Source organism: Pseudomonas yamanorum (genome assembly GCF_013386765.1).
Classification (GTDB): Bacteria; Pseudomonadota; Gammaproteobacteria; order Pseudomonadales; family Pseudomonadaceae; genus Aquipseudomonas; species Aquipseudomonas yamanorum_A.
The window spans coordinates 12,649-33,366 of sequence record NZ_JACARE010000064.1 but is presented as its reverse complement, the minus strand read 5'-3'; the positions used below and the strand labels follow the sequence as shown (position 1 = coordinate 33,366).

17 protein-coding genes are annotated in these 20,718 nt (G+C 61.7%); 3 read left to right on the top strand and 14 right to left on the bottom strand.

The annotated features are described in order from the left end of the window. Window positions 1-7 precede the first annotated feature (7 nt). The 13 genes from HX875_RS31275 to HX875_RS31210 form a co-directional block, all read right to left on the bottom strand. Window positions 8-1,336 (bottom strand): GH39 family glycosyl hydrolase, encoded by a 1,329-nt coding sequence (locus HX875_RS31275; protein ID WP_177048757.1) that lies wholly within the window; start codon window positions 1,334-1,336, stop codon window positions 8-10. After that, window positions 1,326-2,516 (bottom strand): glycosyltransferase, encoded by a 1,191-nt coding sequence (locus tag HX875_RS31270; RefSeq protein WP_177048756.1) that lies wholly within the window; start codon window positions 2,514-2,516, stop codon window positions 1,326-1,328. Before HX875_RS31270 ends, HX875_RS31275 begins: the two co-directional genes overlap by 11 nt. Then, window positions 2,516-4,507 carry a GumC family protein gene (locus tag HX875_RS31265; protein WP_177048755.1) on the bottom strand — a complete coding sequence of 664 codons (1,992 nt, stop codon included), beginning with the start codon at window positions 4,505-4,507 and terminating at the stop codon, window positions 2,516-2,518. Before HX875_RS31265 ends, HX875_RS31270 begins: the two co-directional genes overlap by 1 nt. 14 nt (window positions 4,508-4,521) lie before the next feature. Beyond that, entirely contained in the window at window positions 4,522-5,286 is a 765-nt protein-coding gene (locus tag HX875_RS31260; RefSeq protein ID WP_177048753.1) for a polysaccharide biosynthesis/export family protein, read from the bottom strand. Window positions 5,287-5,315: 29 nt separating this feature from the next. Next, window positions 5,316-6,227, bottom strand: a complete 912-nt coding sequence (locus tag HX875_RS31255) for a glycosyltransferase family 2 protein (protein ID WP_177048751.1) — start codon at window positions 6,225-6,227, stop codon at window positions 5,316-5,318. Beyond that, on the bottom strand, window positions 6,227-7,687 hold the full coding sequence (locus tag HX875_RS31250) for a mannose-1-phosphate guanylyltransferase/mannose-6-phosphate isomerase (protein ID WP_177048749.1): 1,461 nt from the start codon (window positions 7,685-7,687) through the stop codon (window positions 6,227-6,229). The genes HX875_RS31255 and HX875_RS31250 overlap by 1 nt, the downstream gene beginning before the upstream one ends. Next, window positions 7,687-9,126 carry an undecaprenyl-phosphate glucose phosphotransferase gene (locus HX875_RS31245; protein ID WP_177048747.1) on the bottom strand — a complete coding sequence of 480 codons (1,440 nt, stop codon included), beginning with the start codon at window positions 9,124-9,126 and terminating at the stop codon, window positions 7,687-7,689. Before HX875_RS31245 ends, HX875_RS31250 begins: the two co-directional genes overlap by 1 nt. A gap of 507 nt (window positions 9,127-9,633) precedes the next feature. Continuing rightward, complete coding sequence (locus HX875_RS31240; RefSeq protein ID WP_177048745.1) at window positions 9,634-12,117, bottom strand: PEP-utilizing enzyme; 2,484 nt, start codon at window positions 12,115-12,117, stop codon at window positions 9,634-9,636. Window positions 12,118-12,126: 9 nt separating this feature from the next. Further along, window positions 12,127-13,569 carry a TIGR01777 family oxidoreductase gene (locus HX875_RS31235; RefSeq protein ID WP_177048742.1) on the bottom strand — a complete coding sequence of 481 codons (1,443 nt, stop codon included), beginning with the start codon at window positions 13,567-13,569 and terminating at the stop codon, window positions 12,127-12,129. After that, a complete protein-coding gene (locus tag HX875_RS31230; protein ID WP_177048740.1) occupies window positions 13,562-14,050 on the bottom strand; it encodes a cell division protein in 489 nt (162 codons plus the stop codon). Before HX875_RS31230 ends, HX875_RS31235 begins: the two co-directional genes overlap by 8 nt. Window positions 14,051-14,242: 192 nt before the next feature. After that, the gene (locus HX875_RS31225; protein ID WP_256348215.1) at window positions 14,243-15,685 is read right to left on the bottom strand and encodes a PAAR domain-containing protein; all 1,443 of its coding nucleotides are present in this window, start codon (window positions 15,683-15,685) and stop codon (window positions 14,243-14,245) included. A 204-nt stretch (window positions 15,686-15,889) separates the two neighbouring features. After that, on the bottom strand, window positions 15,890-16,192 hold the full coding sequence (locus HX875_RS31215) for a DUF6124 family protein (protein WP_177048738.1): 303 nt from the start codon (window positions 16,190-16,192) through the stop codon (window positions 15,890-15,892). A 298-nt stretch (window positions 16,193-16,490) separates the two neighbouring features. Continuing rightward, entirely contained in the window at window positions 16,491-17,816 is a 1,326-nt protein-coding gene (locus tag HX875_RS31210; protein ID WP_177048736.1) for an aminotransferase-like domain-containing protein, read from the bottom strand. A gap of 94 nt (window positions 17,817-17,910) precedes the next feature. Between HX875_RS31210 and HX875_RS31205 the strand changes: the two genes are divergently transcribed. Further along, a complete protein-coding gene (locus tag HX875_RS31205; RefSeq protein WP_177048734.1) occupies window positions 17,911-18,540 on the top strand; it encodes a LysE family translocator in 630 nt (209 codons plus the stop codon). A gap of 27 nt (window positions 18,541-18,567) precedes the next feature. Further along, complete coding sequence (locus tag HX875_RS31200; RefSeq protein WP_177048732.1) at window positions 18,568-18,909, top strand: antibiotic biosynthesis monooxygenase family protein; 342 nt, start codon at window positions 18,568-18,570, stop codon at window positions 18,907-18,909. Here HX875_RS31200 and inhA read toward each other — a convergent pair. Then, complete coding sequence (gene inhA, locus HX875_RS31195; protein WP_177048730.1) at window positions 18,906-19,586, bottom strand: isonitrile hydratase; 681 nt, start codon at window positions 19,584-19,586, stop codon at window positions 18,906-18,908. The two genes, HX875_RS31200 and inhA, sit on opposite strands and share 4 nt — an antisense overlap. A gap of 91 nt (window positions 19,587-19,677) precedes the next feature. Here inhA and HX875_RS31190 point away from each other — a divergent pair, with 91 nt between their 5' ends. Beyond that, window positions 19,678-20,661, top strand: a complete 984-nt coding sequence (locus HX875_RS31190; protein ID WP_177048728.1) for a GlxA family transcriptional regulator — start codon at window positions 19,678-19,680, stop codon at window positions 20,659-20,661. The last annotated feature ends 57 nt before the right edge of the window (window positions 20,662-20,718 follow it).

Sequence of the window (20,718 nt, the reverse complement as noted above, 5' to 3'; positions counted from 1 at the left end):
GGTGGCTTCAATCCCATAACAGAATTTGCAGGTTCGGCTTGACCGGTACATCCAGTCCATTGGTGCCACTCAAGGGTGTTTCGGTGCCTCGCAACGGGTCATACAAGGTGGCGGTGGTCATGCCCGGCAAATGCGCGCTGCCGCCACGGGCCGACCAGAAGAACCACACCTTGCGCCCATCGGCACGGGTCCAGCCGATGCTGAACAGGCCGTCGGGCAACTGGTCGGCGGTGGGTGGGTCGCCGGGGGTCAATTTGGGCCCGCTCACCTTGAGGAAATTCTGCAAGGCGGTGTACGACGGCTTCGGGTTGGTGTCGATATCCAGCAAGCCGTAACTCTGGTCGCGCACGCTGGCGCGCTGGTCCAGGTCGCTCAGGGTGAACAGGAAGATCTTGTCGAAATCCAGCGCGCTCATCAGCGCAACGCGGCGCACGATGTAGTCGGCCTGGCCTTGGGGGGTGATGAAGTCCTGCACCTCTTTCGGGCCTTTATAGTTCGACCAGCCCCACTCGGTGCTCCACAGGGTCTTGACCCCGGCCGCCCGCAGTTTCTGGTTGAGGGCGCTGGTCTTTTCGACAAAGTCCAGGTTCGACGGCGTATTGCCTTCGGGCAATTGGGTGTAGGGGTGATAGGACATCACGGTGTTCAGGCTCGGCACGCCCAGTTGCAGCAGCCCGTCGAGCATGTTCTGGCCGTTGGGCATTTCACTGAAGAACGCCATGCCGGCGGCCACCACCGGCGTGTTCGGGTTCACCACCCGCAGCGCGGCGGCGGTGACTTGCAACAGGTTGGCGTAGCCGGCCGGGTCGGCCACGGGGCGCCAGAAACCCAGCAGGTTCGGCTCGTTCCACACCTGCCAGGCCTCCACGCTGGGATAACGCTGGGCCAGCAACGCCATGCGGTTGGCGAAGATGCCCGGGTCTTTCGGTGGGAACTGGTCCTGATACGGCGAGGAGGCCGGCGCAGTGGTGGCGAACTTCGCCGAGCCCACCAGGTAGAACACCGACTTGATCTGGTTCTGCTGCAGCTTGTTCACCAGCTCGTCGAGGGTCGCGACGTTGTACTGATTCTCGGCGGTTTCCAGTTGGTCCCAGTGCAGGTCCAGGCGCACCCATTCCAGGCCCAGGGCCTTGAGCCGGTCGATCTGCTTCTGGTAACGCTCCGGGCTGAACCACAGGAACTGCGCGTTCACCCCCAGAAAATCCTTCCACACGATCTCTTTGTTGCCCTTGAGCACATGGCTCTCGGCATCGGCCGGGCGGCCCCAGAGAAAGGCGGTCAAGCCCAATGCTGCGACGACTACGAGGGTCGCCAGGTAAGTCCGTTTACGTGCCATGGTTGCCTCCTGCAATGGCGTGTTCAAACAGGCTTGCGAACTTCTGCGCGGTCAACGGCCACAGCCGTTCACGGCCAATCGCGGCGGCGCGTTCGGCCCAGTCCCTGGCCCGTTGCGGGTTGCGGGCGAGCAACAGCAACTGCTCGCTGAGCGCAGCCACATCGCCTTGTGGGTAGATGGCGCCGTTGCCGCTGGCGACTTCCTCGGCAAACGCCCGGGCATCGGACGTAATCGCACCGCGCCCGCAAGCCGCTGCCCACGACAGCGCGCCGCTGGTGCCGCGCTGGCGGCCCAGCAGGCCGAGTTTTTTCGATTCACGATACGGCAGCACCATCACATGGTGCGCCTGGATCGTCTGCGCAATCTCGCTGGCCGGCAAATTCAGCCGCCAGTCGATGGAGCCTGCCAGGCCGAGTTCGGCGATCTGGCTGTTCAACTGCTCCAGGTAATTGCCGCCTGCGCCAAACGCCATTTCGGCGGCAGTGCCACCGGCCAGGGTCAGGCGCACACGGTCACGCAATTCGGGGGCTTTTTCGAAGACGGCGGCCAGTGCCTGCAACAGGTCTTCGATGCCTTTGCCACGGTAGATAAAACCAAAATACAGCAGGTGCAGCGTGTCCAGTGGCGGCAAGGCCACGGGCGGGATGTCCAGGTTGGCGTGGTTGATCACCGCCACCTTGCCGGCGGGCAATTGCATGCGCGCCGTCAGGCAGTCGGCGCCCAGGCGGGTGAGGGTCACCAGCCGGGTCAGGCCCTGTGCGACGTGACGTTCTTCGCGCAGGGTCAAGGGATCGGCCAGCACCACTGCCGCCTGGGGCAATGGGCTGGGCAAGGATTCCAGCAGGTTCAGCGGAAAGGGCAATTGCTCGCGCCGCCAGACCATGCGTTCCGGGTCATGCACCGTGGCGGTCAACGGCAGGGCAGGGTAGGCCTTGCGCAATTCGCGCAGGGCCAGAAACTCCCCCAGCCGCCCACCGCCCAGCTCGGCGTGTACCAGGTCAACCCCTTGCCAGTCGAAACCGGCAATGGCCTGCTGGATCGCCGCCGTGCTGCCGACCACGCCCGTCAAGGGCGTGATCACATCGACGCCCAGTTGCTCCAGTGCCGTCTTGAAATGGTTCGCGTAATCGGCGATCCCGTTCTTTTCCGGCGGCAGGGGAGCGAGCAGGGCGATGCGCATCAGAACGAACCCCGGTATTTGGCGATGGTTTTCAGCACCTTGACCGGCACCTCGAACTTGCGGCGGTTGATGATGATGCCATCGACCTTGCCGAACGCCGTGGTGAGGATCGACAGCGCGTGTTCCACCACCGGCACCGTGCTTTTTTGCGCTTCCACCACCAGTGCAATCAGGTCGGCACGGCGCAGGTTGATGAACGCATCGCGGTTGTCCAGCAGCGCCGAGGCATCCAGCAACACCACCTGGCCCGGAATCGCCGGCTCAATCCCGCCGACCCGCACCCGCACACCATTCTCTTCCAGCAACTGGCGCAACTGCTCGACGATAAAGCTCACGCCTTCACCGTGTCGCGCCGAGGTCAGGCCCAGGGTCAGGCCCTGTTCGGCAATCCGCTCCAGCGGCAGCAAGCCATACAGGCGATAGATGCTCGCGTTGAAGGCGTTGGTGCTTTGCGCGGTGCTGGTGTCCAGCTCCGGCAGCGTGGTCCACAGCGGCAGGCCGAATTTGCCTTCCACCAGGCCGCCGTCGTGGATCCGTTGATCCAGCAGGTAGCACAGGTAGATCACCAGCAGCCCCACCACGATCGAGAACGGGATCGCCAGCAACAGCATCAACAGGGTTTTCGGGAAGACGCGCCCAGGGTTGAGGGTGGCTTCTTCGATCACCGCGATGTTACTGATCTGGCTCTTGTCCAGTTCACGGTCGATGCGCGATTTTTCCAGGCTGTCCACATACAGCGCGTAGTTTTTCTCGGTGCCGTTCAGCTCACGGGCCAGGCGCGCCAGTTCCGGCTCGATGGCCAGGGCGTCCTTGCGTTGGGCTTCCAGTTCCGTCAGTTGTTTTTGCTGTTGCACCAACTGTGTACGCAGGGACTGGTTACGGCTGGTTTCATCCAGCAGCACCCGTTGCAAGTGGATTTCCAGGGTGTTCGGCGCGCGGTTCTCGGAGCTTTGCACCGTGTCGCTTTCACCGGCAACCTGGGCCTGCATGGCGCGGATCGAAGCGTCCAGGGCTTTGACCGGCGGCGCGTTATCCGTGTAGGTACGCATCATGTCGGCTTTTTCCAGGAGCTTCTGGTTCAGCAGGCGACGCAAGTCTTGTTGCTGCGGGTTCAACGCGATCTGGCGAACCGTGGTCACCTCTTTGGGCTGGCCCTTGAGTTGGTCACGGGTGCTCTGCAACGCCACGTCGGAAGAAGCGATCAGGCGAGTGGAGTTGAACACTTCGCCACGCAGCACGTTGATTCGCTCGGACAAGTCTTCCAGGCGATCGGTGATGCTCGACGCGCCGATCTCGTTCAAGTGCGTGAGGATCTGGTCCTTGTAGCTCTTGATCTGGGCAGCGCTGGAAGACACCTGGCCTTCATAGAACGCGTACAGGCTCTTGCGGCCCAACGCCTGGGTGCGTTCGTCGATGTAGGTTTCGACCCAATCCTTGACCACCGCCTGGGCGATTTGCGGGTCATCCCAGCGGAAGCTGATGTCCATCACCGTAGAGCCGACGGCGTGGGTTACTTCGAAGTTTTTCTCGAGGCTTTTCGCCAGGCGTTCCACCGGGGTGGTTTCTTCGACGATACCGACGGTTTCCAGCACCACTCGCACCCCGTCAAACACGGCACTGATGCCTTTTTTGACGTACCACTTGGTGCGCTTCCACACGCCTTCCGGCGGTTGCATCTTGTCCATCACGTCCAGGTAATGCTCGGCCACGGCGCGCACGATGGGGCGCCCGGTCAGCAGGCGTTCCTCGTCGACAATCGGGTCGCGCTGGGTGCTCGGCATGACGATCGGCTGACGGTTGTCGACCTCGATCGGCATCGTCGAGTCACGCCCCGGTTTTACCAGCAGTCGCGCGGTGGATTCATACTTGGCCGGCAGCAAAAACGCCCCCAGCAAAATAATCACCAGCGCGGCAAGCGCCGCCAGTTTGAACTCGTGCTTGAAGATGAAGAACAGACGCAGAAGATCACGAAAAGAACGGATCTCGATCATGGGATGTCGCTCCTTTAGTGGTTCGTGGTGTAGCTGTAGCCCACACCAATGGATTTGGTGAAGGGAATCAGCTGGTTCAGGTAAGTGTCCACGCCCTGGATCCGTTCGCCGACGTTGGACTTGGGTACAAACACCACGTCACCGCGTTGCAGCGCCACGGGCTTGCGGCCCAGTGCGCCGTTCTTCAGGTACTGGCTGAAATCGAGAAAGTAGGCGTGGTAGATGCCTTGGCCATCTTCACGCAACAGGGCCACCATGCTCGCGTTGCCCACCGAGCTCACGCCGCCGGCACCGAGAATCGCCTGCTCCATGGTCGGGGCCGTGGCGATGGAGATCGCCGACGGGTTTAACACCGCGCCGCCGACAATCACCGTGTTACCCGGTGCCTGGTTGATGTTCACCGTCACCCGCGGCTCGCGATACACCGGTGCGAGCTTCTGGCTCAGCTCGGCGGCCACTTCCGCCGGCGTTCGCCGCGCCACCTGGATCGGCCCCAGGAAGGGGTAGTTGATCTTGCCGTCGTTCTGCACGGTGTACAGCGTCAGCTCGTAAATCGTGCTGACGTTGAACGCCGATAGGGTCGGCATTTCCCCGGCATCGCGCACGATGCGCAGCTGGTCGCCGATGCGGATACGCTCCACCGCCGGCGGCAACTGGGCCATGCGGTCGAGGGCCTGCTTGCCCTCATCCACCGTTTTCCCGTCGGGCGCGACGATCCGCGCCGGGGTATTGCAGGCGGCCAATGCGATCATGGCCAGGACGAGCAAGGTTCGTTTCATCAAAGGGGTCTTCCTGTAGGTCATGATGCTCACCTCCAATAACCGGGGAACATGCTGATGCGCCGCTTAAGGGCGAGGGGGAGCTGGCGCTCCAGATGGCCCAGCCGGTAGCCGAGCAATTTGAACGCGCTGCGCACCAGTACTTCGGGTACGCGGTGCAATGCACCGGCTTCGCGTAATGCTCGAAGCTCGGCCAGTACATAGCGTTTACCTTCACCGCCGGCGTCGCCAAAAGCCTGGCGAATCCACGGCTCGCGGCCGTAGAAAACACCAATGTCGAAGTAGCGGTGAAACTCATCCATGAGACGGTAATCGTGGGAGTGATAGACCAGGGCGGTGGCGGCATAGCGCACCTTGTAGCCTTCCAGCAGCATGCGGGCGGCGACGTAGGCGTCCTCGCTGCCGATCACATCCGCGGGGAAGCCACCGACGGCTTGCAGGGCGCTGCGCCGGTACACCGAAAACGAATCCGAGCTGAAGCAGGTCTTGATCCCGAGCTCCGGCGCATCCGCCAGGCTTTTGCTTCTGCTTTGTGGCGGGTAATTGAAGTGGCGCGACTGGGCGCCCAGCACACCGGCATCCGGGTGCGGCAACTGGCGGCCATACGCGACGCCATTGAGCGGGTCCAGCTGCAGCTCGCCCACCAGGTTGGCGAAGGTCTCGGGCTCGGCGGGAATCGCGTCCTGGGTCATCACGATCAGCACGTCGCCGTCGACTTGTTCGCTGGCCCAGCGGCGGGTGCCGCCGTGGTTGAAATCCTTGGCATCGATCACTTCGACCCGTACGCCGAACTCGCGAAAACGTGCCACGGTGTCATCGCTGGAGGCACTGTCGACCACCAGGGTTTCGTCCGGTTGCAGGGTTTGCATGCGCAGCGCCGGCAGCAGCCGGTCGAGGTGGCTGGACGCGTTGCGGGTCGGGATGATCAGGGCGGTACGCATCACTTCTTCACTTCGGCCGGAGCCCGGCCGTAGATGTCGTCAAAACGCACGATGTCGTCTTCGCCCAGGTACTCCCCGCTCTGCACCTCGATCATCACCAGGTCGATGATGCCGGGGTTGGTCAGGCGGTGTTTGTGCCCGGCGGGAATGTAGGTGGACTCGTTGGCGTTGATCAGGAACTCCCGGTCGCCGTTGGTAATCATCGCCGCGCCGCTGACCACTACCCAGTGTTCGCTGCGGTGATGGTGCATCTGCAACGACAGCGAGGCCTGTGGCTTGACCACGATGCGCTTGATCTTGAAGCGGCTGCTTTCTTCCAGCACGGTGTAGGTGCCCCACGGCCGGGTCACGGTGCGGTGCAGGCTGAACGCCGGATGGTCCTGGCGCTTGAGCTCGGCGACGATGTAGCGCACGTCCTGGCTGCGGCGGGCGTCGGCAATCAGGATCGCGTCCGGAGTGTCGACGATGATCAGGTCGCTCACGCCCACCGCACCCAGTACGCGCTTGGGTGAGTCGATGTAGCAGTTGTGCACGTCATGCAGGATCGCTTCGCCGTTGACCTGGTTGCCGTTGGCGTCGCTCGGCGTGAGTTGGCGCACCGCGTCCCAGGAACCGATATCGCTCCAGCCGATGTCGCAGGGCACCACGGCCACTTGCGCGGATTTTTCCATCAGCGCCACGTCGATCGAGATATCCGGCGCAGCACCGAAGCCTTCAGCGTTCAATTCGCGCTGGCGGCAGTTGTTGTTATTCAGGCTGTGGCTGTGGTCGAGGGCGGCTTTCGCGGCGTCCAGTACGGCGGGCGCGTGCAGGGCCAGCTCCTCCAGCAGGGTGGCGGCCTTGAAGCAGAACATCCCGGCGTTCCACAGGTGCTTGCCGCCGTCCAGATAACCCTGGGCGGTGGCCAGGTCGGGCTTCTCGACGAAGCGCTTGACCCGGAAACCTTGGCCCAGTGCTTCACCTTGCTCGATATAGCCGAAGCCGGTTTCCGGGTGGTCGGGCTGGATGCCGAAGGTCACCAGGTAACCGGCTTCCGCCAGCTCGCGGGCCTGAGTGACAGCCTCGGCGAAGGCGCTTTCATCAAGGATCAGGTGGTCGGCGGGCAGTATCAGCAACTGCGCCTCGCCGCCGAAGTTTTCATGCACATGCAGGGCGGCCACGGCAATGGCGGCAGCGGTGTTGCGCCCGAATGGCTCCAGCAACAGGTCGAGGGCCAGGTGGGCCTTGTTGACCACCCGGTAATCATCGAGGGTGCGAAACAACAGGTCGCGGTTGGTCACCGTCAGCACGCTTTCCACGCCCGGCAAGTGGCTGGCCCGCAGGAACGTTTTCTGCAACAGGCTCTGGTCATCACGCATGCGCATGAAGGGCTTGGGCATGTTCTGCCGCGACACCGGCCACAGGCGGGTGCCCGAACCACCGGAAATGATGCAGGGAATTAATCCGTTGAGGGTGTTCATCAATAGACTTCCTTGGTCGAAAGGACGGCCGGGACCGTCATGAAAACGATGTACAAGTCGAGCCACACCGACCACTTCGAGATGTACTCCAAGTCGTACTCAACGCGTTTCTGAATCTTGAACAGGGTGTCGGTCTCACCACGATAGCCGTTGATTTGCGCCCAGCCAGTGATGCCCGGTTTCACCCGGTGCCGCGAGCTGTACTCGCTGACGGCCACTTCGTAGGGCACCCCGGCGGCCTTGGTCGCGGTGGCGTGGGGGCGCGGGCCGACCATCGACATGTTGCCCAGCAGCACGTTGAACAGCTGCGGCAGCTCATCGATGCTGGTCTTACGAATGATCCGGCCCACGCGGGTGATGCGCGGGTCGCCGCGGGTGGTCTGGCGGTCGGCGTTGAAGTCGCTCATCTCGGCGTACATCGAGCGGAACTTGAACACCCGGATCACATTGTCGTTGTAGCCAAACCGGTTCTGGCGAAACAGCACCGGGCCCTTGGAGTCGAGCTTGATGGCAATGGCGGTGATCAGCATGATCGGCGACAACGCCACCAGGCCCAGGGCCGCCAGAATCAAGTCTTCGCAGCGTTTGATAAACGGCGACCAGCCCCGCAGCGGCACATGGGAGGTATTGAACATCAGGATGCCGCCCACATCAGTGATGCGGCTGTGGCCATAACGCAGGGCGGCCATGTCGGGCACCAGCATCACGTTGACCGACATCTGCCGCAGGCGCTTCACCAGCCCGTTGATCCGCTGTTCGGCGGCCCAGGGCAGGGTGATCATCACCTGGTTGACCTGCTCGGAGCGGATCAGTTTTTCCAGGTCGCGGGTGTTGCCCAGCAGTGGCAGGTTGCTCAATTCCTTGGGGATGCGTTCGGTGCGGTCATCGATAAAACCGATCAGGCCGGAGCGAATATCACCGTTGCGCTGCAAGTGGTCGGCCACGTGCACCGCGGTGTCGGTGAAGCCGAGAATCACCGTGCGTTGCAGGTATTTGCCGCTGGCCATCAGGTTGCGGAACAGGCGCAGCATCACCATCCGCTCCAGCCCGAACAACCCCAGGCTGGTGACAAACCAGAACGCCAGGTTGCGTGGGCTCAACTGCGGAAACATCAGCAGAATCTGGTACATGAACAGCAGGATGCAAAAGGCCGAAGACCAGGCCACCAGCATGGTGCGAAACCGCAGACGGTTGCTGAACAGCTCCTCGGAGTAAACCCCCATGGCCTGGAACAGAATAATCGTCAGGATCGCGAAAAACAGCAGCAGGCCGAGAAAGTGGGCGCGCAGCTCAGGAGCCATCGGGTCTGGATAAAACAGCAGGATCAGTGCTGGTAAAACGGCGGTGAAGCCGTGCATCAATTTTACGAAAACCACAAAAAACTCAATGAAACCGGCCCGGGTCAAAAACAGGCTGTCGACTGACGACTTCTCGCGCATAAAAACATCCCTCATTGCACACCAGGGCTTCCTTGTTCGGCTGCTCATCCATAAAGGCAGGGCTTGCTTTATAAGTGGCGCCAGACGAACGGCTCGCTTCGCTGGGTAAAACGCAATTACCTATCTATCTGCAGGGAATTTGCGGGGTAATGGCTAAATGATGGTTCCGTTTATTCGATTCGTCAAGGTTTTGACTTTCTTATAAGAGTATTGTCCTAGACGCTCCAGGTATTATTAGTCGTGACAGATTGTTGACTGTCCTGGTCGGGTTCCCGGGTTTTATGAGAACAAAATGCTGGCGTTTTGGAGTGTAGGAACAAATTTGAGAATTTTCCTGCCGAGGAGGAAAACCTTTTTTTGACGGAGGTGGGATGCGGGGGTTTTTGGGGACAAGCGACGAGTGGTGAAGAGATGAATCCTTCACCCCGTCGGCGCGGTACTAGGCTTTGGGGTTGCCTTTAATGCTTAGGTGGGCTGGGAGGTTGGGAAGTGGTTAACCGAACCAGCTCAGGCGGTTGTCGGACTGAGTTTTGCGTCATGGCGGTCCCCATGGAGAGGCTTCACCAACGTCAACTCACCATCGCGATACAGCACCTCACACCCTAACCACGCCACATCTACTTGAGGCAGTATCGCTGAAGGTTTGCGCAACTCGCGCAACAACGTCGAGCCGTGGGACAAGCGCCCGCCCATCCGCGCAATCACCGCCCGCGCCGCTTGGTAGTGTGCATGTTGCCCCGGATCGAGGGTGTCTTCGAGTAAAATGTCGTCGCCCAGAACCCCTTGCACCTGCCCCGGATAAATCATGAAACCGGTGGCTTGTTCGGTGCCTTCGCGACCGTCCTGCCAGAAGCTGCCTTCGCGGCTGCGAATGTCTGGATGAGGCGCAAACCAATGCGCTCGATCCGCCATCGGCATGGCGTGGTGCAGGCGAAAAAAGATCCGCATCAGGTTGTCGCGATACCATTCGCGCACTTGCAGGTAGTAACCACGCAGGCCCGGCAAGCCGGTCGAATGGGCTAAGCGGATAAACCCCGGCCATTGGGGGAAGGCCTGTAATGGCAGATCCGTTGGGGCCGGGCGCGGCTTGGCCGGATCGGTTTCCCAGGGCAGTCGATGCGGGCTGTTTTCAAGGTCGTCATAAGCCGTCGGCGGCCGGCCCAGCAGGTCGCCGCCGCTGTTGGCCAGTGAGGTGGCGATGCACAAGTTGCCTTGCACCACGAACACATAAAACCGGGTGAACCAGTCGGCCAGTTGTTGGCCGTCAGCGCCTTGGGCGATCAGCTCGGACAGTTCTTCGTCGAAACGGCGTAAGCGCTTTTCTAACGTCAGCAAATGCCCGCGCGCGATACGCTGCATACGCAGGAACAACGGCAACGAGCGCAGCATTCGCAGCGGTCGCCAAGGCAGATGCGGGGTCGCGCCGCCGACTTCACCGGCGTAGCGGCTGGCAGAGATCCCCCAGTCGGCCAATCGGGCGAGAAACAGATCATTGTTGATGTACGACGCGCCGTCAAACACAGCGGTGAACGGCTCGTTATCCTGCAACACCCGCGAATCCCAACGCGCCATGATCGCCGGAATACTCGCCGCCGCACGTCGCTGGGCGTACTCCACGAAAACGCTCGGTTGTGGTGGCAGGATTTCGGCGATGTTGGCGGCCGTCAGGTGACGACGCCAACCGTAGTCGCTGATCGGCCGGTATTGCAACAGCCACAGCTTCGTACCGTCCCAGGCCCATTCAACGTCGCCAGGCACGTAGTGAAAGACCCGCAAAACGTCTTGTAGAAAGCGCCACAACAGGTCAGCGGTCAAGCCGAGTGAAGGCTTGAAGGTGTCGCTGCTCCAGGAGGCGCCGAGGCGGGAAATGATTGCGCGCTCGGGACTCACCTGACCATCGGCCAGTGACTCAAGATGCCCTTCCACCCATTCCAGTTCCACCGACAGGTGACGCACGAAAGCGATGCCGGACAGCTGCGGTGTGATGAAACGCTGCACCACCACTTCTTCAACACCCGCGGCGCTCAATTCGGTAATACGAGCCGGCACGTTCGAAGTCGATTCGCGCAGGAACGTAGTGCTCAAACCCGCATTCGCCGCATCGGCCTGATCCTCGCCGTAACTGGAGGAACGCACCGCCCACGTGGCGCCCGGTTGGCTGGCGAGGAACGCCGGCAAGCGTGAATCATCGCAGTCATTGAGTGACAGCGCTGGCGGCACCGCTTGCCCGGCCAACTCGGCCAGACGCAACCGACCACCCTTGGTGTGAGCGACGAATCCGCACTCACCCGACTCCAGCCACTCAGCGAACTCGGCCGGCGAGTCGATCCATGGGTAATGCCCCCAACCGGTTTTCAGGCTGATAGTCAGATCAGCGCGAGCCAGAATCGCCGACCAAGCGGCAGCCTGCTCGATGCCCAGCACATTGTCCTGATCGCCCCAGACCAACTCGACCGGATCGGTGATCCACTCCAGCAATGGCAACGCGGTGTCCGCCCGCACCAGGTCCCAGTGCGGCACAAATGCGCGGCAGCGTGCATAGCCGGCGCCCATGCGCTGGTACTGCGCGGGCGTCCAGGTCTGGTTGGAAAACTTGTGCGCAAACAGCGCGGGCTTGTTCGACAGTAGCCAGTGAATGGTTTTGCGAATGGGCAGCGGCGACATCAATGCCGGCAGCCGTCGTTGCCACAAAAACGCCCCCACCGGCGCCAACAAAACACTGCGGCAAAAGTGCCCCGGCTGACGTTGTAGCGCATGCAACACCAGCAACGCATTCACCCCGACCGCCATGATCGCGCTGCCTTTGACAGTCGCCGTCACCAGGGCCTGAGCGTAGGCGGCAAGGTCTTCGCACGGGGCTTGAGGATTATTGCCGAAGCCTGGTAGTTCCAGTGGTACCACCTGATAGCGCTGAAAATGCGGCAACGCGTCATCCCACCAATCGGCGGCACCACCGTTGCCGGCCAGCAGGTACATCAGGGGCTTGCTCATGGGTTGTCCTCAGGCTAGATCGCGCAAGGCAGCGTCGAGGGTCGGGTAACGGAACGTGTAACCCGCCTCGGTCAGACGGCGGGGCACTACGCGCTGACCGTCGAAGAACAACTGCGCCATTTCGCCGGCCAATGCGCGTACCGGCGTGGCCGGAATGTGGAACCACACCGGGCGCTTCAAGACTTTACCGACACGCTCGGCGAACACCGCCTGACTGACCGCGTCCGGCGCCACCAGGTTGTAGGTGCCGCTCAGGTTGTCGTCGGCGAATGCGCGGGCGATCACTTGAATCACATCATCGCGGTGCACCCAACTCATGATCTGTTGGCCATCGCCCATCCGCCCGCCAAACCCCAGGCGGAACGGAATCAGCAACGGCAACAACGCGCCGCCGGGGCCGAACACCACCCCCAGACGCAGCACCACCTGACGCACGCCGAATTCGATGGCCGGTTGCGCGGCGGCTTCCCATTTTGCGCACAACTGCGCCATGAATCCGTCACCCTTGCTGGCGCGTTCATCAAGACTTTCGCTAGCATCGCGCACGCCGTAAAAACCAATGGCCGAGGCCTGAACCCACAGCGCCGGTTTACGCCGGACGTTCTTCAGCCAACTGATCAATGTTTCAGTGGTGTTGACCCGACTGGCGATCAGTTGCGCCTGGCGCTTGGCACTCCAGCGTGGCCCCGCCACCGGCGCACCGGCCAAATTGATCACCACGTCGAAGGTTTCGTTGTAGCCCAGTTTGCTCAGCGAACGCAGGCACCGGGCGCGGCCATCAAACAGGTACGCCGCTTTCAGCGGATCGCGAGCCAGCACGCTGACGGTGTGACCGGCGTCGAGCAATTGATTGACCAGCACTTCACCGATAAACCCGGTGCCACCGGTCACCAGCACGCGCTTATAAGCGCCGCCCGCGAACGGGTTCGACGGCTTGCCTTCGCGCTGCATGCGCAGCGCTGCCAATCCATCGCGAATGCCCGAGGCCGTCACGCCGACAGCGAACAACGTCAGCAACCAGCCGCGCCAGCCGAAATCGATCGCGCTCAGGCCCGTCGGCAGACTCGCCCACTGCGCCAGTTGCACCCCGTACAAGGCAAAAAACGCCCCGCCATTCACCGCCAACACGGTGTGCATGATCCGCTCGATGGCCGGCAGTTTGCGGCTGCGATCCTCGACCACGAAATCCCACAGAGTCAGGCCGATCTCCAGTGCGAACAGCAACGCAATCACAATCGCCCACGTGCCCTGAAACGCCAGATGCGCCATGCCCAGAAACAGAATCCCGTAGAAACACGACCGCAGCGCGTGGATCGACAACTCCAGCCGAGCGCTGTGCCGATAAGGCAACGCGACAGTGAGTTCGTGGTGATAGAGGGTATCCAGCGCCCCGAGAATGGCTTGGGCAACAAGCAGCGCGACCGCCCAATCCAGGAGAGAAAAATCAGACATGGTTGGCGTCACTCGGCGTGTTGTTTGAAGGGGCGGTGCCGCGGTCATGGCGATAGAGCCAGAACAGCGGCGGCAGCAGGGTGAGCAGCGCGAGGCTGTCGAACCACAGGTGTGACCAGACACGAGCCTGGGCGGAGACCCACATGTCTTGCGGCGCCCACAGCACGATGCCGGCGATTAACCAGCCCCAGGCCATGGGACTTCTCAGTCGATGGCCGATGCGCACGAGGGCGAGCATGTAGAGGGAGTAGCTTTGCAGCGTGGCGCCGAATAAGGCGACCCACCATACTTGTTGGGCGCGGGCGGCGATGGGTACGGCGTCGATTGCCCAGAAGGCTTGTTCGATGGTTTGTAGGTAACCGTCGAGTAATCCCGAATGGCCGGCCCAGGTCAGCGCGAGGCTGACTAGTAGATGCACTAGGGCCGCGGCGTACAACCAAAGCACTAGTGCAGAGCGAAGGGCGTTTGATGGGGCTGGCATACCGTTTCCTAAGTGTAAGGGCTTGCGATCGAAAACAGCCGTGCTCGCAATCAACGCGATTTTCGACTCAGATTAGCTGCGACTGACGCTACCCGTGATCTCACATTAATCGGGTCGGTTCCAGCTGGGGGCGAAATGGCACCCTATGCGGTCAGCTCGCAGCAGAAGGACACAAGAACTGCATGATCCGGCTCATTGGACACCCCGGCCTTCAGCGATATCTTCTAGCGCCTGTTCGATTCGCTGTCGCTCATTGCTACGCAGCAGCGTATCAAACTGCGCCGCAGCTCTCAGGACGAAGGTCATGCGTTGGTCGATATCGGCCAAATTGGCGATGGGATTTTTGCTGAATTCAATGGTTCGGCCGTCTTCAACGGGGCGGCATTGGTTTGCCAGCGTCAGCTCAATGGCTTGGGCTGCACCGGACGGCATGCCAGTGACGTAGGAGAGATGGTTGCCACGAAGTAGGGCTACCAGTTTTGAGTCACGGTACATTGTTGGTTGAAGGATATTTCGTTGTTCGTGGTCAGCGAGATACTCAACACTTCCGGCGATATTGCCAGCGTTGATGGCCTCGAAGGCTTGCAGGATTGCCTCGTGATCAGTGCCAAATCTCAACTGCTCATGCCCTGCCGGCCACAACACCGAAGGGCGGCCACCCCCATAAATGTTCTGGCGCGAAGACAAGCAACTCTCAAACAACCTCAACCCCCGTTCCATATAAAAAACATGCAACGGATACACATCCAAAAACAACGTCGTATTCCCCATCGCCATCATCTCGTACACATGCCGGTAAAGCTGCTGCACTGCTGAAAACGGCTCGCCGTCGCGCCGCCAATCAATACCGGGCAAGGGGTTGTTGCGAATGGCCCGTTCATACTCAAGCTGCCGTTGTTCGTACTCCAGCAACTTCGCCTGTCGCTGCGTCTCAAGGGGGTTGAACAAGCTCCAGAACCCGTCCCTGGCACCTTTTCTCAGCGCTTGTGCCGCTTCATGTTCAGCCTGAATCTTTTCCATCGACTCAGACGCATGCAACAAACCACACCCCACTTGCTTGGACGCGAACGCCGCGAGCCCCGCCCACTGAAAGCGGTTATCCAGCCGCCACAACTGTGCATAAGCCACGTTGATTGCCCGGTTACGCGCCTTGGGATCGGCAATCAGCGTGCCGCCCGGCGCCACGATGGCTTCGGCCTGGTCCTGGTATGTGCGCCAGGTGTTTTCACAGGTGGGTACCTGCTGCGGGGTAAAGAATTGCGTGGGCGGGCGCTGTGTAGATCGCGCCGCTGCTGCTGTGGGTTGGGAAACGGCAGACGCTGCGGCCCTCGCCTGTGGTGGGGCGTCAACTTCAATGGTCTGTGAGCTTTGGTTTTGATTGGCGATCAGTCGGGGCCATGGGGTGCATTGGCAGTGGCAGAGGTCGTCTTCCAGTGCGGCGTTGCGTCCATTGATGGTGTCCCCCAGACGCGGGCCATCGCACACGATGACCCCGGTGGTTCCGCAAGCCGGGCAATCAATCTCGTCGCCTTCAACAGACTGGGGCACGTCGTCAATGGTGCAATCTGCGCAACCGGTGCGTACGGTGCCGTCGGCGGTGGTCTTTGCGCCTACGGTGATGTGATAACGCTTCATCCCTGATGTGTCCTTTTGTAATGTTCAGGACACGGCACGCTAGGGGAGAGGAGGAGAAGTGAGTAGTCGGACGCTTCCTGCTTTGGTGTAGGTCGGTTCTGGATCAAGGTTGCTCGCGAAAGCGGTTTTCAAGTCAATGCATGCGTTGACTGGTACGCCGCTTTCGCGAGCAAGCCCGCTCCCACAGTTTTGACCGCGTTGTTTTTAAGCCTTGCGCAGGTGCAGGCACTCAATTGAGCGGTCGACTGTGGTCTTGGCAATTTCCAGCAAATGCCACACCGCCAACAACTTCGCCCGCTCGGGGCTTCGCAGCAGTTCGCCGCAATCGAGCGCGGTGGCCGAGGCGCTGCTCAGCAGGCTGGCGGTGTAGAGAAGGGAGTCTTCGAAGCTCAGGTCTTCGTTCACGGTGTGGAAACCCTGGGAGGGCAGGTAGTGTTCGAGAGCGCGATTGAAGGCGGCGCGGTTTTTGAAATGGTCGATGGGTGGGTCGGGGACGGGTTTATTCATGGTGTAACTCCATATGTTTTAGGAGCTGACACCCGTCGCGACTAAACGAGGGTGGCGGCTATGCGCAGGTTAGTCGACCGGCCACATGGAAAACCGGCGCACCCGAAGGCGCCCTACGCACAGCCACCATAAAACTTCATGAGACTCATGCGCCATGTAAGACCCGAGCGACTAAACCCGATCACTGATGAGCAGTGACGGGGCGAAGACTAGCCACAGGTTCCAATGGGCACAAGGCCGAAAGATTGTCTCGGAAATGTCCCGCAAATCAAAGGGATTTACCCTGCTGGCCCTTTATTCATATCCGAATTGCTTCGCGAATTTTCCCCAAGGCCACCCGCAATGTCGCCAAATCAATCGACCCCAGTGCCACCCGCAACGCATGCGGCACATGCGCTGTACAGGCAAACGGCTCGGCACTGGTGACACGCACACCCTGGCCCTCAAGCGCAGCCACCACCGCATCCGCCCGCAAGCCTTCGGGCAATACAAACCACAGGTAATACGACGTCGGATGCGCAATTATCTCGCAACCCTGCAATACCTCCCGTGCCAACACCTGACGTTGGCGCGCATCCTGGCGCTTGTGTTCTTCCAGCGCATCCACCGCGCCGGATTCGATCCAGCGGCACGCCAGGTTCACCGTGAGTGTCGGTGTGCTCCAGGTTGCAACGCGAATCGCTTGCTCCAGCGCCGGCACCAACGCCTTGGGCGCCACGATAAACCCCACCCGCAACCCCGATGCCACGCTCTTCGAAAGGCCGGACACATACACCGTGCGCAACGGCGCATAGGTGAACAACGGCTTGGGTGCGGGCTCGGCGAGAAAGGCGTAGGCGCCGTCTTCGATCAGTAGAAAATCGTATCGCTCAGCCAACGCGGCAAGGCGCTCGCGATCAGCTTCGCCCATCACCGTGCCCAGCGGATTGTGCAACGTGGGCATGCAATAAAACGCCCGCACCGGGCGCCGTTTGCACAAGGCCTCCAGCGCATCCAGGTCCGTATGGCCAGCCGGTTGTGGCAGTGGCTCCAGGTCGATGCGTTGGGACTGGGCCAAGGTTTTCAACCCGGGATACGTCAGCGCATCTACCGCCAGCACATCCCCCGGTTGCAGCAGCGCCATCAGGCTCACGGACAGGCCTTGTTGCGCGCCATTGACGATCAATACCTGCTCGCCCCCTACGCGAATCTGCCGATTACGCAGGTGCCGCGCCGCCGTCTGCCGTTCATGGGCGCGGCCACCCTGTGGGGCGGAATGCAGCAGCGCATCGAGGTCGCCCGAGGCGGCGATGGCGCGTAAACCGTCGCGCAGCATCTCGGCCTGGCCGGGCAGCGAAGGGTAGTTGAGGCTCAGGTCTACGGTGCCCGGTTGCAGCGGCTGTTGCACCAGGCCCATGCCTCGCAGCAACGTGGTGTCGCGCACAAAAGTGCCGCGCCCCGGCTCACCCACCACCAGGCCGCTGGCCTCCAGTTCGCTGTACACCCGCAAGGCGGTGGCCAGGGCGATGCGATGGCTGTTCATCAGGTTGCGCACGGTCGGCAACTGGGTGCCCGGCGGTAACTTTCCGGCACGAATCCGCGTGGCCAGTTCATCGACGATCAGTTTGTAGCGGACCTGAGCCATGGCGCGTTCCTGTGCAAAGCGTATCTAGATCAATTTTTTGTTTGTATCAGGTGAGCTGATTAATCTACAGGCTTTCCCGGTGGATGGCTTGAGCATGATCGACCTCGCAACCCTGGCTGTTTTCTCTGGTGCAGTCCTGCTGCTGTTGTTATCGCCGGGCCCGAACATGGCCTTCGTCATCAGCCACGGTGTGACCTATGGCTGGCGTGGCGGTGTGGCGTCGGGGCTGGGCATCAGCGTGGCGGACCTGCTGCTCACGGCCCTGACCGCGACCGGCGTCACCGCACTGGTCGCGAGCTGGCCGCCGGCCTTCGACCTGATCCGCTATGCCGGGGTGTTGTACCTGCTGTGGCTGGTGTTCAAGACCCTGCAAAAAACACCGGCCCTGGACACCGCCCACGTCACCCGGGAGCCCCTGGGCCGGGTGTTTGTGCGGGCGATGCTCAACAGTGTGCTCAACCCCAAGGCGTTGCTGTTTTTCATGGTGTTCCTGCCGCAATTCGTCAGCCCCGAGGCGGGGCCGATCGCGCTGCAACTGGTGCAACTTGGGGTGATCCTGACGCTGATCAGCGGCGTATTTCATGCCGTGCTGGGGATTTTTGGCGGGGCGGTGAGCCGGTTTTTTGCCGGCAAACCGGGTAGCGCAGGCTTACAGAAATGGGGCCTGGCCACCGTGCTGATGGTGCTGGCCGTGCGGTTGGCGCTGATGTCTCGGCCAGCGTGATAAACCACTTATAAAAGGACGTTACCCATGTACATCGCAGCCTTTATCTACAAGCCCGGTGAACGGGATGATGAGTTCCAGCGCCTCACGGATTTGATCGACGCACTGGCGGCAAGGCTGCCGGGATATGTGGGGGCCGAGTCGTGGCGCTCGGCGGATGGCGGGTTGATCAACGCCAGTTATTACTGGCGCGATGAAGCGTCGATCCGCGCCTTTGCCAGCCACCCGACCCACCTGGAAGCCAAGCGCCTGTACCGCCGCTGGTACGGCGGTTATCACGTGGTGATTTCCAAGGTGGAACGGGCGTATGGCGACGGCACGATCGGGCATCTGGTGCCCGCCGACCGCCACGGGCACGCGAACGCTTAACCCAGCCGCGCCGCCGCCCGGGCCACGATTTCACCCCGGGTCTTGCGCGACTCGGCGGTGCGTTTGCGGGCTTCTTCCAGCACGTGCGCCGGTGCGGTCTCCGGCCGGCCGGCGTTGAACGGCGGGGCCGGGGCATATTCAATCTGCAACTGCACCAGTTGCGCCGCCGCTTCGCTGTACAGCTCGGCCGCCAGGGTCAGGGCGAAATCGATCCCGGCGGTGATCCCGCCACCGGTCAACAGGTTGCCGTCACGCACCACGCGCTCCTGCACCGGGATCGCGCCGAGCGGGGCCAGCATGTCGTGGTAGGCCCAGTGGGTGGTCGCGCGGCGCCCGCGCAGCAAGCCCGCCGCCCCCAGCACCAGGGAGCCGGTGCACACCGAGGTCACATAACGCGCGGTTTGCGCTTGGGCCTTGAGAAACGCCAGGGTTGGTTCATCTTCCATCAACGCCCCAACCCCCGAGCCGCCCGGCACGCAGATCACATCCAGCGTCGGGCACGCCTCATAGGTGGTGCTGGGGGTAAACACCAGGCCGGTGCTGGAGGTGACCGGCGCCAGGTCCTTCCACACCAGATGCAGCTTCACATCCGGCAGCGATCCCAACACGTCGTAGGGCCCGGTGAGGTCCAGTTGCTGGATGCCGGGGAACAACAAAAAGCCGATCTGCAAGGTCATGGGGACTGCTCCTGATAAAGGGATGGACGGCTTCACTCTAGTCACCTAGGCTTTGGCGCATACGCCATTCAACCCACGAATCACGCCAATCATGCCCAGAATCATCAACGTACTCGCGTTCCCCAATGTGCAGGTGCTCGACGTCACCGGGCCTTTGCAAGTGTTTGCCTCGGCCAATGACCTGGCGCGCCAGCAAGGTTTGCCCTTGCCCTATGCGGTGAGTGTGATCGCCGCCCAGGCCGAGCCGGTGATGACTTCGGCGGGCCTGGCCCTGGTGGCCGAGCCGCTGCCGGCCGCCGACGCACCGTGCGACACCCTGGTGATCGCCGGCGGCTGGGGCGTTTACGGTGCCGCCGAAGACCCGGCCCTGGTGGACTGGGTGCGCCAAAAAGCCACGCTGTCACGGCGCATGACTTCGGTGTGCACCGGCGCCTTTTTGCTGGCCGCCAGCGGTTTGCTCGACGGCTGCCGCGTGGCGACCCACTGGACCCGTTGTGAAGAGCTTGCGCGCAAATACCCACAGCTGAGGGTGGAAGCCAACCCGATTTTCATCCAGCAGGGCAACCTGTGGACTTCCGCCGGGGTGACTGCCGGCATCGACTTGTGCCTGGCACTGGTGGAAGAGGACCTGGGCCGCGCCGTGGCCCTGGAAGTGGCGCGGCACCTGGTGGTGTTTCTCAAGCGCCCCGGTGGGCAATCGCAGTTCAGCGTGACGTTGTCCCTGCAAAAGGGCGGCAACCGTTTTGCAGAATTGCACGCCTGGATCGCCGAACACCTGACCCTGGATTTGAACGTCGCCACACTGGCCGCCCAGGCGGGCATGAGCGAACGCAGCTTCGTGCGCCACTACCGCAGCGAAACCGGCCAGACCCCTGCGCGGGCCGTCGAGCTGATCCGCGTGGAAACCGCCCGCCGGCAACTGGCCGACAGCAGCGCGTCGATCAAGCGCATTGCCTTGCACTGCGGGTTTGGCTGCGAAGAAACCATGCGCCGCAGCTTCCTGCGGGCGGTGTCGATCACGCCCCAGGTCTACCGCGAACGGTTTTCCGCCCCTGTTAGAACTGATCGAAATTGAACGAATAGGAATGTTTTTGTATCAAGGTGCTATGTTACCCACAGTCCATTGCGCAGT

Coding starts and splice junctions, on each gene's coding strand:
- HX875_RS31245 (WP_177048747.1), bottom strand. CDS start 9,126: ATGCGCGAGAAGTCGTCAGTCGACAGCCTGTTTTTGACCCGGGCCGGT.
- HX875_RS31235 (WP_177048742.1), bottom strand. CDS start 13,569: ATGTCTGATTTTTCTCTCCTGGATTGGGCGGTCGCGCTGCTTGTTGCC.
- HX875_RS31225 (WP_256348215.1), bottom strand. CDS start 15,685: ATGAAGCGTTATCACATCACCGTAGGCGCAAAGACCACCGCCGACGGC.
- HX875_RS31215 (WP_177048738.1), bottom strand. CDS start 16,192: ATGAATAAACCCGTCCCCGACCCACCCATCGACCATTTCAAAAACCGC.
- HX875_RS31250 (WP_177048749.1), bottom strand. CDS start 7,687: ATGAACACCCTCAACGGATTAATTCCCTGCATCATTTCCGGTGGTTCG.
- HX875_RS31190 (WP_177048728.1), top strand. CDS start 19,678: ATGCCCAGAATCATCAACGTACTCGCGTTCCCCAATGTGCAGGTGCTC.
- HX875_RS31205 (WP_177048734.1), top strand. CDS start 17,911: ATGATCGACCTCGCAACCCTGGCTGTTTTCTCTGGTGCAGTCCTGCTG.
- HX875_RS31230 (WP_177048740.1), bottom strand. CDS start 14,050: ATGCCAGCCCCATCAAACGCCCTTCGCTCTGCACTAGTGCTTTGGTTG.
- HX875_RS31270 (WP_177048756.1), bottom strand. CDS start 2,516: ATGCGCATCGCCCTGCTCGCTCCCCTGCCGCCGGAAAAGAACGGGATC.
- HX875_RS31240 (WP_177048745.1), bottom strand. CDS start 12,117: ATGAGCAAGCCCCTGATGTACCTGCTGGCCGGCAACGGTGGTGCCGCC.
- HX875_RS31255 (WP_177048751.1), bottom strand. CDS start 6,227: ATGCGTACCGCCCTGATCATCCCGACCCGCAACGCGTCCAGCCACCTC.
- HX875_RS31200 (WP_177048732.1), top strand. CDS start 18,568: ATGTACATCGCAGCCTTTATCTACAAGCCCGGTGAACGGGATGATGAG.
- inhA (WP_177048730.1), bottom strand. CDS start 19,586: ATGACCTTGCAGATCGGCTTTTTGTTGTTCCCCGGCATCCAGCAACTG.
- HX875_RS31260 (WP_177048753.1), bottom strand. CDS start 5,286: ATGAAACGAACCTTGCTCGTCCTGGCCATGATCGCATTGGCCGCCTGC.
- HX875_RS31265 (WP_177048755.1), bottom strand. CDS start 4,507: ATGATCGAGATCCGTTCTTTTCGTGATCTTCTGCGTCTGTTCTTCATC.
- HX875_RS31275 (WP_177048757.1), bottom strand. CDS start 1,336: ATGGCACGTAAACGGACTTACCTGGCGACCCTCGTAGTCGTCGCAGCA.
- HX875_RS31210 (WP_177048736.1), bottom strand. CDS start 17,816: ATGGCTCAGGTCCGCTACAAACTGATCGTCGATGAACTGGCCACGCGG.